Here is a 15,861-nt window from a genome sequence, read left to right on the forward strand (position 1 = left end):
GGAGCGAGCGCAGCTCGCGATGCGCCGCGCGGGCGGCGCTCGATCTTGAACGGCACGCATTCAGCGCGATACACCCGCCCCAACATCTGACGTCAATTTTTTGTTTTGCCGCTTTTGCCACCCGGCAATTGCCGCTTTCCCTTCGCCAAGCGGAAGCACTTTGCCGCTTTTCTGGCATCGCGCCATTACGTGAATCCGCCACAGCCCAGTGTTTCCGGGCATTCAACAATGTGGCACAGCCCTTGCTATACCTTGCTCAACGAAATTCCGGCCAACCTTCGAAGGTTTCCCCGACATGAGCATCAGTTTCGACAAGGCGCTTGGCATTCACGAAAAGGCACTGGGCTTCCGCGCCCAGCGCGCCGAAGTGCTGGCCAACAACATCGCCAACGCCGACACGCCCAACTACAAGGCGCGTGACATGGACTTCTCTTCGGTGCTTGCCGCCGAGAGCCAAAAGCAGCAAAGCGGCCGCTTCGCCATGGATCGCACCAACAGCCGCCACATCGAAGCCGAAGGCCTGGCGATGGCTGACGACACCCTGCAGTACCGTGTGCCGACCCAGCCGTCGATCGACCAGAACACCGTGGACGCCCAGATCGAGCAATCGAACTACACGGAAAACGCCATCGGTTTCCAGGCCAGCTTCACCTTGCTCAACAGTAAATTCAAAGGGCTGGTTTCGGCCCTGCGCGGAGAGTAATTCATGTCCCTTTCCAGTGTTTTCAACATTGCCGGCAGCGGCATGAGCGCGCAGAACACCCGCCTCAATACCGTCGCCTCGAACATCGCCAACGCCGAGACCGTGTCGTCGAGCATCGACCAGACCTACCGTGCGCGCCACCCAGTGTTCGCCACCACTTTCCAGAATGCGCAGAGTGGCGTCAGCCAGTCGCTGTTCGAGGATCAGGGCGAGGCAGGGCAGGGTGTGCAGGTCAAGGGCATCGTCGAAGACCAGAGCAACCTTGACGCGCGCTACGAGCCGAATCATCCGGCGGCGAACAAGGACGGCTACGTCTATTACCCGAACGTCAACGTGGTCGAGGAGATGGCTGACATGATCTCCGCCAGCCGTGCGTTCCAGACCAACGCCGAGTTGATGAACACCGCCAAGAACATGATGCAGAAAGTACTGACCCTGGGTCAGTGATAAGGAAGCCGGACCATGGCCATCGATACCTCCAGTGGTGTAAACCTCAACGACGTCCTCGCGGCGTCCGGTGTCAGCACCGGTACCACCAAGAAGACCACCACCGATACCGCCTCGCAGACCGGCAACAGCTCGCTGGGCAAGGATGCATTCCTGCAGCTGCTGGTCACCCAGATGCAGCACCAGAACCCGCTCGATCCGCAGGACAACGGCGAGTTCGTGGCCCAGTTGGCCCAGTTCAGCAGCCTTGAAGGCATTACCTCGCTGAACGAGTCGGTCACCAACATCACCAGTGCCATGGCTTCGTCCCAGGCGCTGCAGGCCTCGTCGCTGGTCGGTCGCTCGGTGATCGTGCAGAACGACAAGGCAGTGGTCGATACCGCCGACAGCTTCAATGGCCAGTTCGTCGTGCCGCAGGCCATTGACGGGGCGAAGATCACCGTCAAGGACAAGGACGGCAACACCGTCAAGACCATTGAAGTGGGCGAGCAGAAGGCCGGCTATGCCGACTTCATCTGGGATGGCACCAATGCGAGCGGCGAGAAGGTCGACCCGGGCACCTACACCTTCACCGCCAGCACCACGGTGGACGGCAAGTCGGTGCAGATGAACACCCTGCTGCCGGCCAAGGTCACCAGTGTCAGCTTCAACACCACGGGCGAGATGGTGCTCAACCTCGCCGGGGTCGGCAAGGTTTCCCTGTCCGACGTACAAACCATCGGTATCTAAGGCCGGAACGGCACAAGGAGTTACAGCATGTCTTTCAATATCGGCCTTAGCGGTCTGTACGCAGCCAACAAGCAACTGGACGTTACCGGCAACAACATCGCCAACGTCAACACCACCGGCTTCAAATCGTCGCGTGCCGAGTTCGCCGACGTCTACGCCGGCGCCAACCGTCTGGGCGTGGGCAAGAACCAGGTCGGCAACGGCGTGCGCCTGGCTGCGGTTTCCCAGCAGTTCACCCAGGGTGACGTGAACAACACCGGCAACGTTCTGGACATGGGTATCCAGGGTCAGGGTTACTTCGTGCTGTCTGACAATGGCTCGATGGTCTACACCCGTGCCGGTGCCTTCCAGACCAGCAAGGACAACTACGTCGTTACCTCCGATGGCCTGCGCCTGCAAGGCTATGCCGCCGATGCCAACGGCAACATCAAGAAGGGTGTTCTGACCGACCTGCAGATCGATACCTCGGCACTGCAGCCCAAGGCTACCAGTCTGATCGACCAGGGCATCAACCTTAACTCATCGGCCACCTCGATCCCGCTGCCGTCTACTCCGCCCGTAGCGGGTGAAATCGTCTTCGATCCGACTGACGATACCTCGTACACCAAGTCGTTCTCGACCAAGATCTACGACAGCCAGGGTAACGAGCACACCATGGAGCAGTTCTATCGCAAGACCGATACGAACCAGTGGACCATGTACACCCTGGTCGACGGCCGCAACCCGATGGATCCCTCCAGCACTACCCCGTTGACGGGTGCGATCAGCTTCAACAGCGACGGCAGCGTGGCTTCGATGACCACTGATACCACAGGCCTGCCCACCGGTGCCGAGTGGAGCGTGACCAACAACACCTTCACCCTCAAAGGCTGGATCCCGGCGACCCAGGATGCCAGCGGCAATTGGATCGCCAATGGTTCCACCGAGAGCACCGACGGTCTGCGCCTGTCGATGAACAGCACTACCTCGTACAACACCGAGACTGCGCGCATGTCTCAGTCCCAGGATGGTTATGCCACCGGCATCCTGTCGAGTCTGAGCATCGACTCCACGGGTGTGATGTTCGCCAGCTTCAGCAACCAGCAGTCGCGAGCGATCGGTCAGGTGGCGCTGGCCAGCTTCGCCAACGACCAGGGCCTGCAGCAGATCGGTGGTACCCGCTGGACCGAGACTTACTCCTCGGGCATTCCGGGTATCGATGCGCCGAAGACTGGTACCTTGGGAAGCGTTGAATCCAACTCGCTGGAAAACTCCAACGTCAACCTGACCCAGGAGCTGGTCGAGCTGATCAAGGCGCAAAGCAACTACCAGGCGAACGCCAAGACCATCTCCACCGAAAGCACCATCATGCAGACCATCATCCAGATGACCTGATGGTCGCTGGCTGAATGGGCGTGGGCAGACCCCTTTCTTGTGAAGGGGTCTGTCGTATCTGCAGGAGGGATCATGAAAAAGCTGCTTGCCACATTGATCGCTGCTTTGTGTCTGTACCAGGCCCAGGCTGGCACCGCGCCCTGGTGGCGTTGGGAAAGTCAGGCGGATGGCCGGCTGGTGTGCGCGCAGTGGTCGCCAGGGGAGGGCTGGAAGAAATTCGCCGGGCCCTACAGTAATGGCGGTTGCCGCGAACCGTGATTGACCTGTGCCGGCCTCTTCGCGGGTGAACCCGCTCCCACAGGATCTGTACAGGTCTTGAGGATTGCGCCGTACCTGTGGGGCGGGGTTGTCGAACCGCCGCGAAGAGGCCGGTACCGGTTTGCCGCTATCGGCAACCCGGCGCCGGATATCCGGCGGCACGCCCATGGCAAAACCCCGAAAAAGCCCGTATTCACGGGCTTTTTCGTGAATTTGAAAAGTTGGTTCGGAACTTGCTTTAGAGCCTGCACAGCAACGGCGAGCGGCAAACGATCGTCAGTGCAGCGGAGGATGACTGTGGACAAGATGCTTTACGTGGCCATGACCGGCGCCAGCCAGAACGCGCTGGCGCAGAAGGCCCACGCCAACAACCTGGCGAACGTTTCCACCAATGGTTTCCAGCGTGACCTGGAGCAGGCGCGCTCGATGCCGGTGTTCGGTGACAGCTTTCCGTCGCGGGCGTTTGCCATGACCGAGCGCCCGGCCACCGACTTCAGCGAAGGGCCGATGGTCGAGACCGGGCGTGACCTGGACGTGGCTGTGTCGGGGCAGGGCTTCATCGCCGTGCAGGCGCCCGATGGCAGCGAAGCCTATGTGCGCACCGGCAGCCTGAACATCGACGCCCTCGGCGTGCTGCGTGCCGGCAACGGCATGCCGGTGATCGGCAACGGTGGCCCGATCGCCATTCCGCCCGAGCAGAAAGTCGAAGTCGGTGCCGACGGCACCATCAGCATCCGCTCGATGGGTGAAGACCCACGGGTGATGGCCGAGGTCGATCGCATCAAGCTGGTCAACCCGGACATCAAGAGCATGACCAAGGGCCTGGACGGGCTGATCCACACCCAGAGCGGCCAACCGGCCGCCGCCGACGTCAATGTGCGGGTGGTGTCGGGCTTCCTCGAAGGCAGCAATGTCAACGCCGTGGAAGAAATGACTTCGGTGCTGGCGCTGTCCCGCCAGTTCGAACTGCACGTGAAAATGATGAACGCGGCCAAGGAAGGCGATGAAGCCATGGCGCGTGTCTTGCAAATCGGCTAACCAACTTTGAACGGGTGCCGTAAAACAGGCGCACGAGGAGAATACTGATGCTTCCGGCTCTTTGGGTCGCTAAAACCGGCCTGTCCGCCCAGGACACCAACCTGACTGTCATTTCCAACAACCTGGCCAACGTCTCGACCACCGGCTTCAAGCGTGATCGCGCCGAGTTCGCCGACCTGCTGTACCAGATCAAGCGTCAGCCAGGCGCCCAGTCGACCCAGGACAGCGAGCTGCCATCGGGCCTGCAGGTCGGTACCGGTGTGCGCATTGTCGGCACCCAGAAGAACTTCCAGACCGGCAGCCTGCAGACCACCGAGAACCCGCTGGACATGGCGGTCAACGGCCGTGGCTTCTTCCAGGTGCTGCAGCCGGACGGCACCGTCTCGTACACCCGTGACGGTACTTTCCACCTGAACTCCGATGGCCAGATCGTCACCGCCCAAGGCTTTGCCCTGGAGCCGGCGATCGTGGTGCCGAACGACGCCCAGACCTTCACCGTCGGCCAGGACGGCACCGTGTCGATCACCACCGCCGGCAACCCGGCTGCGCAGGTCATCGGCAACCTGCAGACCGCCGACTTCATCAACCCGGCTGGCCTGCAGGCGATCGGTGACAACCTGTTCCTGGAAACCGCCGCCAGTGGCGCGCCACAGGTCGGTACCCCGGGCCTGAACGGCTTCGGCACCACCCTGCAGCAGACCCTGGAAAACTCCAACGTCAGCACCGTGGAAGAGCTGGTGAACATGATCACCACCCAGCGTGCCTACGAGATGAACTCCAAGGTCATCTCCACCGCCGACCAGATGCTGTCGTTCGTGACGCAACAGCTCTAAACCCTAGTGCAGGTTCTACTCCCGTTACACCGTGAGGTAAGTGTCATGAAGCGTCTGTTGTCTGTATTCGCCCTGGGGGGGGCGGTTGTGTTGGCAGGTTGCGTCGCGCCGACGCCGAAGCCGAACGACCCGTATTACGCGCCGGTTCTGCCGCGCACCCCGCTGCCGGCAGCAGCCAACAACGGTTCGATCTACCAGGCCGGTTTCGAGCAGGGCCTGTACACCGACCGCAAGGCGTTCCGCGTGGGTGACATCATCACCATCACCCTCAACGAACGCACTTCGGCGAGCAAGAACGCAGGTTCGCAGATCCAGAAGAACAGCAAGGCGGACATCGGCCTGACCTCGCTGTTCGGCTCCACCCCGAACACCAATAACCCGTTCGGCAGCGGCGACCTGTCGCTGGAGGCGGGTTACAGCGGTGACCGCACCACCAAGGGCGACAGCAAGGCCACCCAGGGCAACACCCTGACCGGTTCGATCACGGTCACCGTGGCCGAAGTGCTGCCCAACGGCATCATCGCCGTGCGCGGCGAGAAGTGGATGACCCTGAACACCGGTGAAGAGCTGGTGCGTATCGCCGGCCTGATCCGCGCCGACGATATCGCCACCGACAACACCGTGCCGTCCACCCGGGTGGCTGATGCGCGCATCACCTATTCGGGCACCGGTTCGTTCGCCGATGCCAGTCAGCCCGGCTGGCTGGACCGCTTCTTCATGAGCCCGCTTTGGCCCTTCTGAGTACGGATGAACATGTTCAACGTTAGGCAGCTGATTGCCGCGACCCTGCTCCTGTCCTGCGCGTTCGGTGCTCACGCCGAGCGCCTGAAGGACATTGCCAGCATCTCCGGCGTGCGTTCCAACCAGTTGATCGGCTATGGCCTGGTGGTGGGGCTCAACGGCACGGGTGACCAGACCACCCAGACCCCGTTCACCCTGCAGACCTTCAATAACATGCTGTCGCAGTTCGGTATCAAGGTGCCGGCCGGCTCCGGCAACGTGCAGCTGAAGAACGTTGCCGCAGTCTCGGTGCATGCCGACCTGCCGGCATTCGCCAAGCCGGGCCAGGTGGTGGACATCACCGTTTCGTCGATCGGCAACTCCAAGAGCCTGCGCGGCGGCAGCCTGCTGATGACCCCGCTCAAGGGCATCGACGGCAACGTCTACGCCATCGCCCAGGGTAACCTGGTAGTCGGCGGCTTCGATGCCGAAGGCCGTGACGGCTCGAAGATCACCGTCAACGTTCCGTCGGCCGGTCGCATTCCCGGCGGTGCCTCGGTCGAGCGCGCGGTACCGAGTGGCTTCAACCAGGGCAACAGCCTGACCCTGAACCTCAACCGCCCGGACTTCACCACGGCCAAGCGCATCGTCGACAAAGTCAACGACCTGCTCGGCCCAGGCGTGGCCCAGGCCGTGGACGGCGGCTCGGTGCGGGTCACCGCGCCGATGGACCCGAGCCAGCGCGTCGACTACCTGTCGATCCTCGAGAACCTCGAGATCGACCCAGGCCAGGCCGTGGCCAAGGTCATCATCAACTCGCGGACCGGCACCATCGTCATCGGCCAGAACGTCAAGGTCTCGCCTGCGGCCGTGACCCACGGCAGCTTGACCGTGACCATTACCGAAGACCCGATCGTCAGCCAGCCGGGGCCGTTCTCCAACGGCCAGACGGCAGTGGTGCCACGTTCGCGGGTCAATGCCGAACAGGAAGCCAAGCCGATGTTCAAGTTCGGTCCGGGGACCACGCTGGATGAGATCGTCCGCGCGGTGAACCAGGTCGGCGCGGCACCGGGCGACCTGATGGCCATCCTCGAAGCACTGAAACAGGCCGGCGCCTTGCAGGCCGACCTGATCGTGATCTGAGGGGGCCGCGGATGAATTCGAAAAGCCTGGTCTCAAGCCACGCCGACAGCGGTGCCTACACCGACCTCAATCGCCTGAGTTCGCTCAAGCACGGTGACCGCGACAGCGACGCCAACGTGCGCAAGGTGGCCCAGGAGTTCGAGTCGCTGTTCATCAGCGAGATGCTCAAGGCCTCGCGCAAGGCCAGCGACGTGCTGGCCGACGACAACCCGATGAACAGCGAGACGGTCAAGCAGTACCGCGACATGTACGACCAGCAGCTGGCCGTGAGCATGTCCCGCGAGGGTGGCGGTATCGGCCTGCAGGACGTGCTGGTTCGCCAGCTGTCGAAGAACAAGGGCACCCCGGCCAACACCAGCCCGTTCCCGCGTATCGAAGGTAGCGCGCCGACGCTGTGGGGCAACAAGGTGGCCGAGCCGGTGCAGGCCACCGCGACCACGGCCGCGCGCAACGACGTCGCCGCGCTCAATTCGCGGCGCCTGGCGCTGCCAGGCAAGCTCACCGACCGCCTGCTGGCCGGTATCGTGCCCTCGGCCACCAGCCCGGCTGCGACCACCAACAGCGCCGCCGTGCCGGCCCGTGACGGGCAGCAGGTGGCCAAGGCCATCTCCATCCCGGACAACGGCCTGCGCATCACCGGCCGCGCCGTGGCGCAGCCACCGCTGGCGCCGAAGAAGGCCTTTGCCGACGGCGACGAATTCGTCGCCACCATGCTGCCGATGGCAGAGCAGGCTGCCAAGCGCATCGGCATCGACCCGCGCTACCTGGTGGCCCAGGCCGCCCTGGAAACCGGCTGGGGCAAGTCGGTCATGCGCAACAGTGACGGCAGTAGCAGCCACAACCTGTTCGGCATCAAGGCCAGCGGTAACTGGGAAGGCGATTCGGCGCGGGCGATCACCAGCGAATTCCGCGACGGCCAGTTCGTCAAGGAGACGGCGGCGTTCCGTTCCTACGATTCGTACCAGGACAGTTTCCACGACCTGGTGAGCCTGCTGCAGAACAATTCGCGCTATCAAGATGCGGTGAAGTCGGCCGATAACCCAGAACAATTCGTGCGGGAACTGCAAAAGGCCGGGTACGCCACCGACCCGAACTACGCCAGCAAGATCTCGCAGATCGCAAGACAGATGAAGTCGTACGAGCAATACGCAGCGCTCGGTACTACAACGAAACTTTAAGGGCATGGAACCATGGCGAGTCTGATCAACATTGGTATGTCGGGGCTTGGCGCCGCGCAGTCGGGGATGTACACCCTCGGTAACAACATCGCCAACGCCGATGTCGAGAGCTACTCGCGCCAGCAGAACGTGCAGAAGACCAAGGGCGGCCAGCAGGTTGGCCAGGTGTTCATCGGCTCCGGCACCACCCTGGCCGACGTGCGTCGGGTGTACAACGCGTTCCTCGAGAACCAGCTGCGTACCACCACTTCGCTGAGCAGCGACGCCACCTCGTACCTCAATCAGATCACCCCGCTGGACACCGCCCTGTCGAGCAGCGACACCGGCATCACCGCTGCGCTGCAGAGCTTCTTCAGCGCCATGCAGGATGCTGCCGCCAAGCCGACCGAGGACGCCTCGCGCCAGCTGCTGCTGACCAGCGCCCAGTCCCTGGCCAAGCGTTTCAACACCCTGTCGGCGCAGTTCAACCAGCAGAACAGCGACATCAACGCCAACATGGCGTCGATCGCTGACAAGGTCAACGCCCTGACCAAGTCGATTGCCGATCTCAACGGCCAGATTTCCAAGATGACCGCCGTCAACGGCCAGCCCAACGACCTGCTCGACCAGCGCGATGGCGCGGTGCGCGAGCTGTCGGCGCTGATCGGTGCCGACGTGGTGGAACAGAAGAACGGCAACTACGACGTCTACCTGAAGAACGGCCAGGCCCTGGTGCTGGGCAACACCACCCAGACCATCGGCGTTGAGCCGAGCGCCACCGACCCGACCCGCATGAGCCTGATCCTCAATCGCGGCTCGACCAAGATGGACATCACCAACAGCACCACCGGTGGTGAGCTGGGTGGCCTGATTCGCTACCGCAAGGACACCTTGGACCCTGCGATGAACGAGCTCGGCCGTGTGGCTCTGGTGGTGGCCGATGCCATCAACAGCCAGCTGGCGCAGGGGATCGACAAGAATGGTGAGTTTGGTGCCACCCTATTCGGCGATATCAACAGCGCCGCGGCCATCGCCCAGCGCAGTATCGCCAAGTCGGGCAACAGCGCCGGCTCCGGCAACCTTGATGTGACCATCAAGGACACCGGCAAGCTCACCACCAGCGATTACCAAGTAACCTTCACCAGCGACAAGGAGTACACCGTACGCAAGCTGCCGGATGGCGCCGACATGGGTACCTACAGCCTGGACGACGACCCGGCGCCGGTGATCGACGGATTCAGCCTGTCGCTCAACGGCGGAGCCCTGAGCGCCGGCGACAGCTTCAAGATCACCCCGACGCGCAATGCCGCGGCCAACATCGACACCGTGCTGACCGACCCCAAGCGCCTGGCGCTGGCCGCGCCGCTGACCGCCACCAGCGGTTCCGGCAACAAGGGTACCGGCGTCATCACCCAGCCGACGCTGACTTCGGAGCTGGACATTTACGATGCCGCCCAGCGTTCGCAGCTGCAGACCGGCCTGAAGTATTCGACCCCGGTCAAGCTGGTGTTCGGTGACGACGGCAGCTCGCCGCAGGCGTACACGATGTATGACGCCAAGGGCAACAATATCGGCAGCGGCACGATCATCCCCGGCCAGGAAAACAAGCTGCAGCTGTCGGTGCCGATGGTCGATGGCAGTGGCACCTCGCTGGGCAGCAGCTTCACCTTCGAGATGAGCGTCTCTGGCGCACCGAAGAACGGCGACAGCTACACCGTGGCGCTGACCGGCGCGGGCTCGGCAGACAATCGCAACAGCCAGTCGGTGATCGATCTGCAGACCAAGTCCACCGTCGAGGTGGGTGCTGACGGCAAGGGCATTAGCTTCACCGATGCCTACGCCAAGCTTGTGTCCAACGTCGGCGGCAAGGCCGGCCAGGCGCAGATGGACAGCGATGCCACCACAGCCCTGCACACCTCCGCGCTGGATGCGCGCAATGGCGTGTCGGGTGTCTCGATCGACGAAGAGACCGGCAACCTGATCAAGTTCCAGCAGTACTACACCGCGTCGTCGCAGATCATCAAGGCGGCCCAGGAAACCTTCGCCACCCTGATCAACAGTCTTTAAGGAGCCGTAGATCGTGAGCGTACGCATCTCTACTTCGCAGTTCTACAACACCAACCAGGCCAACTATCAGAGCAACTTTGCCAAGACCGTGCAGACTCAGCAGGAGGCCAGTGATGGTATCCGCGTGCGCTCGGCCAAGGATGACCCGGTGGGGGCGGCGCGGTTGCTACAGCTGGAGCAGCAGCAGAACATGCTGAAGCAGTACAGCGGCAACATTACCAATGTGCGCAATGCGCTGGGTACTGCCGAAAGTACACTGAACTCGATTGGGACCATCCTGCAGCGGGTCAATGAACTGGCGGTAAGTTCAGGTAATGGCTCGTTTACCGATGCCGACCGCAAGGCCAATGCCGATGAGCTGTCGTCGCTTGAAGATCAGCTGTTCTCGCTGATGAACAGCAAGGATGAGAACGGCAAGTACATTTTCTCTGGTTCCAAAGGTGACACCCCTCCTTACACGCGTAATGCCGATGGCACCTACAGCTACCAGGGTGACCAGGGCAAGCTCAACTTGCAGGTGGGCGACATGCTCAGCCTGGCGGCCAATGAAACCGGCTACGATGCCTTCGAGCAGGCGCTGAACACCAGCCGCAGCCAGACCACACTGACCGCGCCGGCCACTGATGACGGCCGAGTCAGCCTGTCAAATGGCCAGGTGTCGGGCAGTTCGAGCTATAACGACCGTTTCCGCAGTGGCGAGCCCTACAAGATCGAGTTCATCAGCAGCACCCAGTTCAAGGTCACCGACGCCAACAACAATGACGTCACCCTTGAAGCCAGCCAGGGTGGCAAGTTCGACCCGGATGGTAAAGATACCGTGATCAGCTTCCGGGGTGTCGACCTGCGTCTGAATATCACTTACCAGAGTGGTGACAAGGGTAACGAAGACAGTGTCATCGTTGGCCATGAGTTCACCTTGAGCTCCAAAGCCGATGATGTGATCGGTACCCGCAGTGCGGGTAATACCTCGTCCACGCAGATAACGGGTGCCACCATCACCGATGATGCAGCCTACAAGGCGGCGTTTCCGGCCGGCGGTGCCGTGCTCAAGTTCACCGGCACCAGCACCTTCGAATTGTACGCATCGCCCGTGACGAGCGACAGTCGGCCGGTGGCCAGCGGTACGCTGGGCGGCGCGAACGGCACTACCGCGACTGCGGCCGGGGTCAGCTTCGAACTGTCGGGGGCGCCGGCTGCCGGTGATACGTTCGGGGTCAAGGTCGATACTCACCAGACGCAGAATGTGCTGGATACCATCAGCAAGCTGCGTACCGCTCTCACCACGCCTCAGGACGATGATGCCGTTGCCCGGCAGAACTTCCTGTCATCGCTGGATTCGGCAGTAGGCAATATCGGTAGCGCCATCAACCAGGTCTCATCCTCGGTCAGCGCCATTGGTGGCCGTGGCCAGGCGCTGGACGTCCAAGCCGAAACCAACGAAGCGCTGGGTACCGAAAACGCCAAGACCCAGAGCTCGATCCGCGAGAGCGATCCGGCTGAAGTGATGTTGCGCCTGCAGATGCAGACCAACATGTTGCAGGCATCCCTGCAGGCCTATGCCAAGGTCGCCAACTTGTCGTTGGTGAACTACATCTGACCGGTTCCGCCGGTTTTTCTGATGCGCCATACGATGCGGCATGGCGCCTGATCATCGTTCAAGGTCTCGCGTTGTGACTGAAACCCCTGTCGTCAGTATCATCATTCCTGCCTACCACCCGCAGCATTTCGCCATGGCGCTGCAAAGCGCGATCATGCAGACGCAGCGGGGGCTGGAGGTGCTGATCTGCGATGACAGCGAGGCAGGCGAGATCGAGGCGCTGGTGGCAGCGGTTGAAGTGCCTGACCACGTCACCCTGCGCTATGAGCGCAATCCGCGCCGGCTTGGCTTCGGCCAGAATGTCATTCGTGCCATGCAGTTGGCCCGCGCCGATCTGGTCAAGGTGCTGTGCGATGACGACAGGTTGTTTCCGCTGTGCGTCGAACGTCAGGTCCAGGTGCTTCAGGCGCATGACGAAGTAGCGCTGGTGATGGCGCAGCGCATGTTTGCCGACGCGGGCAACTATGTACTGCCAATGCGCCTGGCCAACGCTCGGTACGCCAGCTCGGATACGCTGTTCAACGGCGGCGACATCCTGGCCCTGCTCGACGGTAGGCCGCTGAATTTTCTCGGTAATTTCTCCTCGGCACTGATGCGTCGCGAGCCGGCATTGGCTCTCCTGCAGGCTCTGACAGAGCATGAGCTCGGCTTCGTCGCATTGCTCGATCAGGCCCTGTTCTGCTGCCTGCTGCGAAGGGGCAATCTGGTGATGCTCAGCGATGTACTGGCGGTCGAGCGCTTGCATCCGCTGCGCCTTAGCAAGCAAACGGACGTCATCGATGGCCTGATGCAGGAGTGGGATTGGCTGCAGCAGATGCTGGCGCAGCGGGGGGGGGAGGGTGCGCCTGCGGACGGTTGGGTGCGTCATGTGCCGCTGGTCGAGGCTGCCGTGTCGCCACGAGCCTGGCAGGAAATGGGTATGGTGCTGATGCTGAGCAATTGGCAAACCGCGATGCTCGGGCGCATCGGCAGTGATTGCGACAGCTACGAGCAACTTTATCAGCAATGGCTTGACGCCCGTCAGCTCAGTCCGGCGCAGCGCCTTCAACTGACTGCGACACTTCAGGCCTGGCCGCGCCAGCCACGCATCAATGTGCTGATAGCGGACCCGCAGGCCGAGCCTGAGATGTTGCGCCAGACCCTTCAAAGTCTCGATCATCAGCTCTATCCTGCCCATAGCTGCCTGGTGCTCTCAAGTCAGCCACAACACCAGCCTGGCGTCCGCTCGATGCCCTTGCAAGCCGATTGGCCTGCGCAGTTGAACGCCTTGGTCGAGGCTTGCGGGGTTGACGAGTGGGTGTACCTTTTGCGTGCCGGTGATCGGCTTAGCGAGTCTGCACTGCTGGTGCTGGCCGAGCGGATTGCCGTGCTGCCGCGCCTGGCATGCGTCTACAGCGATGAGGGCGCCTGGATCGATGGGCAGCCTTGCGAGCCGGTCTTCAAGCCGGACTTCAATATCGACCTGATGCGCAGTTACCCTTATGTCGGGCGTGCGCTGGCCTTCAGCTGCGAGGCATTGCGGGTCGCTGGCGGTTTCGACTCGGCCTTCGGCGAGCTGGCGCCACACGATCTGCTGTGGCGGCTGGTGGAACGCCACGGGCCGCAGGTGATCGAGCATATTGCCGAGTTGCAGCTTCAGTCGCAGCAAAGTTTCGCCCAGTGGCTGGCGCAGGACGCAGTCGCGTGTAACAGCTTAAGAGTCGTTGCTGCGCACCTGCAGCGGATGGGGGTTGCGCATCGTATGGAACCTGAGCCGCTGCCCGTGCTCAATCGCGTTCATTACCTGCACGCCGAGCAGCCACTCGTTTCCATTATCGTCAATTGTGGTGATGACCTGCTGACACTGCAGCGCTGCGTGATGAGCATCATGGAGCTTACGCGCTACCCTCGGTACGAACTGCTGCTGGTTACCGCTGACAACGTGCAGCCCGCCGTGGCCGCGTGGCTGGAGGCAATGGCCGAAGTCGGCAGCGCGATATTGCGGGTGCTGGGGCCTGGCCTGGGTTGCGATGCGGTCGAATTGGTCAATGCCGCCAGTGTTCATGCCCATGGCAGCTATTTGGTGATGGTGGACGCTGGCTTGCACGTGACCGAAGGCCAGTGGCTGGATGAGTTGCTGGAGCAGGCTCAGCGCCCGGAGGTTGCGGTGGTTGGCGGCCGGGTACTCAACTGCTTCGGCAAGGTCGTCCACGCTGGCATGGTGTTGGGTGTCAACGATGCGGTTGGGCCTGTCTGTGCCGGTGAGGATGGACTGGGGCGTGGCTATCTGCAGCGTTTGCAGGTCGTGCAGAACTGGAGTGCGGTCGCGGGGGCCTGCATGATGGTGCGCAGGGCGGTGTTCGACGAACTCGGCGGGCTCGACGCGCAGCAGTTTTCCTCAGGATTGGCGCCGATCGACCTGTGCTTGCGTGCAGGGCGTCAAGGGTATCTGGTGGTCTGGACACCCCATGCCACCCTTCATAGCCAGGCCCAGGCACCTTTGCAGGCGTCGTCTGCAGACCGTGCGGATGAAGAGGATGCCTTCTGCGAGCGTTGGCTGCCTGCCGTTGCCCGTGATCCTGCGTACAATCCAAACCTGAACCTGATGCTGGCCAATTTCAGCCTCGACCCTGGGCAACGCGCGGCATGGAACCCGTTTTGCGCGCGCGCCGTGCCCAGTGTGCTGGCGTTGCCGGTCAATGCATCGGCGGTGGGGCAGTATCGTGTGATCCAGCCACTGCGAGAACTGGAAGTGGCTGGCCATGTCATCGGTCGGCTGGCTTATGAAATGCCGAGTACTGTACAGCTGGCGCGCCTGGACCCGGATGTCATCGTGGTGCAATTGCGGCACAGCGAAAGTGGCGGGCGTGACATTGCACGCCTGGCTCGCTTTTCCAATGCGCGGCGCATTTATGAAATCGATGATTATGTCGTCGACACGCCAAAGAAGAACACCCACGCTCGCAACAAGCCGAGCGATATCGAACAGCATCTGCGTCGTTGCATAAGTCTGTGTGACCGGGTGGTGGTCACTACCCAGGCCTTGGCCGATGTGCTGTCGGACATGCACCAGGATATCCGCGTCGTGCCGAACATGTTGGACCCTCAACTGTGGGCAGCGCTGAAGGGGCGCCGGGGCACATCGAAAAAGCCCCGGGTAGGCTGGGGTGGCGGTACCAGTCACAGCGGTGACTTGGAGGTCATTGCCGACGTTGTGCGAGAACTGGCAGGGGAGGTTGAGTGGGTATTCTTTGGTATGTGCCCCCCGGCGCTGCGCCCCTATGTGCACGAATTCCATCCATTGGTCGGGCTGCAGGCGTATCCGGCGAAGTTGGCGAGCCTGAATCTCGACCTGGCGCTGGCTCCCTTGGAGTTCCACGTCTTCAATGACTGCAAGAGCAACTTGCGCCTCCTTGAATACGGTGCCTGTGGCTATCCGGTGATCTGCACCGATACCGCTGCCTATCGTGGTCATCTTCCTTGCACCAGGGTATTTAGCAACAGTACCCGGGAATGGGTTGATGCCATTCGCATGCATCTGCGTGACCCCGATGCCAGCTACCGTCTGGGCGATGAGCTGCGTGAAACCGTGCACAGAAATTTCATGCTGCAAGCGAACAGTCTTCAACATTGGCAGTGGGGTTGGCTGGCGGACTGAGGTCAGGTCTGAACCGCGCCCTGCCCGAACTATTGGCGCACTTCCTGCAACTTGCTCGGCAAGCGTCATAAACCCGTCTTCACTCCCGGTCTTGCGGTGAGTCGGCGGAAAAGTTTGATGTCCTGAATGTGAACAATCATGCCACGTGGGTAATCCGT

Annotated in this window: 13 protein-coding genes; all 13 read left to right on the top strand. The window is 61.9% G+C overall.

Annotated features, from left to right (window positions below; translation table 11 throughout):
* Positions 1-295 precede the first annotated feature (295 nt).
* The 13 genes from flgB (at position 296) to OCX61_RS07235 (ending at position 15,703) form a co-directional block, all read left to right on the top strand.
* Positions 296-703, top strand: a complete 408-nt coding sequence (gene flgB / locus OCX61_RS07175) for a flagellar basal body rod protein FlgB (RefSeq protein ID WP_054886324.1) — start codon at positions 296-298, stop codon at positions 701-703.
* 3 nt (positions 704-706) lie between these two features.
* A complete protein-coding gene (gene flgC, locus OCX61_RS07180; RefSeq protein ID WP_261943187.1) occupies positions 707-1,150 on the top strand; it encodes a flagellar basal body rod protein FlgC in 444 nt (147 codons plus the stop codon).
* A gap of 15 nt (positions 1,151-1,165) precedes the next feature.
* Complete coding sequence (gene flgD / locus OCX61_RS07185) at positions 1,166-1,879, top strand: flagellar hook assembly protein FlgD (RefSeq protein WP_261943188.1); 714 nt, start codon at positions 1,166-1,168, stop codon at positions 1,877-1,879.
* A gap of 27 nt (positions 1,880-1,906) precedes the next feature.
* Positions 1,907-3,253, top strand: a complete 1,347-nt coding sequence (gene flgE, locus OCX61_RS07190; protein ID WP_261943189.1) for a flagellar hook protein FlgE — start codon at positions 1,907-1,909, stop codon at positions 3,251-3,253.
* Between the two features lie 72 nt (positions 3,254-3,325).
* Complete coding sequence (locus tag OCX61_RS07195; RefSeq protein ID WP_261943190.1) at positions 3,326-3,511, top strand: hypothetical protein; 186 nt, start codon at positions 3,326-3,328, stop codon at positions 3,509-3,511.
* Between the two features lie 297 nt (positions 3,512-3,808).
* Positions 3,809-4,549: a flagellar basal-body rod protein FlgF gene (gene flgF, locus OCX61_RS07200; RefSeq protein ID WP_261943191.1), complete on the top strand. Its 741-nt coding sequence runs from the start codon at positions 3,809-3,811 to the stop codon at positions 4,547-4,549.
* Between the two features lie 47 nt (positions 4,550-4,596).
* Positions 4,597-5,382, top strand: a complete 786-nt coding sequence (flgG, locus tag OCX61_RS07205) for a flagellar basal-body rod protein FlgG (protein WP_027921148.1) — start codon at positions 4,597-4,599, stop codon at positions 5,380-5,382.
* A gap of 45 nt (positions 5,383-5,427) precedes the next feature.
* Complete coding sequence (flgH, locus tag OCX61_RS07210; protein WP_103446469.1) at positions 5,428-6,123, top strand: flagellar basal body L-ring protein FlgH; 696 nt, start codon at positions 5,428-5,430, stop codon at positions 6,121-6,123.
* A 12-nt stretch (positions 6,124-6,135) separates the two neighbouring features.
* Complete coding sequence (locus OCX61_RS07215) at positions 6,136-7,245, top strand: flagellar basal body P-ring protein FlgI (RefSeq protein WP_176508759.1); 1,110 nt, start codon at positions 6,136-6,138, stop codon at positions 7,243-7,245.
* 11 nt (positions 7,246-7,256) lie between these two features.
* The gene (gene flgJ, locus OCX61_RS07220; protein ID WP_261943192.1) at positions 7,257-8,423 is read left to right on the top strand and encodes a flagellar assembly peptidoglycan hydrolase FlgJ; all 1,167 of its coding nucleotides are present in this window, start codon (positions 7,257-7,259) and stop codon (positions 8,421-8,423) included.
* A 12-nt stretch (positions 8,424-8,435) separates the two neighbouring features.
* A complete protein-coding gene (flgK, locus tag OCX61_RS07225; RefSeq protein ID WP_261943193.1) occupies positions 8,436-10,469 on the top strand; it encodes a flagellar hook-associated protein FlgK in 2,034 nt (677 codons plus the stop codon).
* Positions 10,470-10,482: 13 nt separating this feature from the next.
* Complete coding sequence (locus tag OCX61_RS07230) at positions 10,483-12,066, top strand: flagellar hook-associated protein 3 (RefSeq protein WP_261943194.1); 1,584 nt, start codon at positions 10,483-10,485, stop codon at positions 12,064-12,066.
* Positions 12,067-12,139: 73 nt separating this feature from the next.
* Positions 12,140-15,703 carry a glycosyltransferase gene (locus tag OCX61_RS07235; RefSeq protein WP_261944277.1) on the top strand — a complete coding sequence of 1,188 codons (3,564 nt, stop codon included), beginning with the start codon at positions 12,140-12,142 and terminating at the stop codon, positions 15,701-15,703.
* Positions 15,704-15,861 lie beyond the last annotated feature (158 nt).

The organism is Pseudomonas sp. LRP2-20 (assembly GCF_024349685.1).
Taxonomy (GTDB): domain Bacteria; phylum Pseudomonadota; class Gammaproteobacteria; order Pseudomonadales; family Pseudomonadaceae; genus Aquipseudomonas.